The following is a 325-nucleotide window of genomic DNA, read 5'->3' on the forward strand; positions in this document are numbered from 1 at the left end:
CGACCACCGGGGTGCGTTTCACGGCCCCATCAGCGCCCTTGATCTTCGCCAGGATGTCCGTGCCACTCATGTCGGGCAGGTTGAGGTCGAGCAGCACCAGCGCCGGCCCGTTGCAGGCCGGCCCGGCCGCGTCGCCGAAGATGAAGTCCAGCGCGCTGGTGCCGTCGGTGAAGTGGCGGATCTCGTTCATGATCCCGGCGCGGCGGATGTTCTTCTCGATCAGCCGGGCGTGGCCCTCATCGTCCTCGATCATGACGATTTCGACGGCGTTCACGCTGACCGAGCCCTTACTCTGCTGCGCGCCGCGCCTGCGGCCCGTCCCGTT

The 325-nt window shown here is 67.7% G+C and carries 1 protein-coding gene; it reads right to left on the bottom strand.

Annotated features, from left to right (window positions below):
* Positions 1 to 325, bottom strand: a 325-nt coding sequence (locus tag CVH10_RS19015; protein WP_219924839.1) for a response regulator, incomplete at both ends; no start/stop codon positions are given.

Source organism: Halomonas sp. ND22Bw (assembly GCF_003011945.1).
Taxonomy (GTDB): Bacteria; Pseudomonadota; Gammaproteobacteria; order Pseudomonadales; family Halomonadaceae; genus Halomonas; species Halomonas halophila.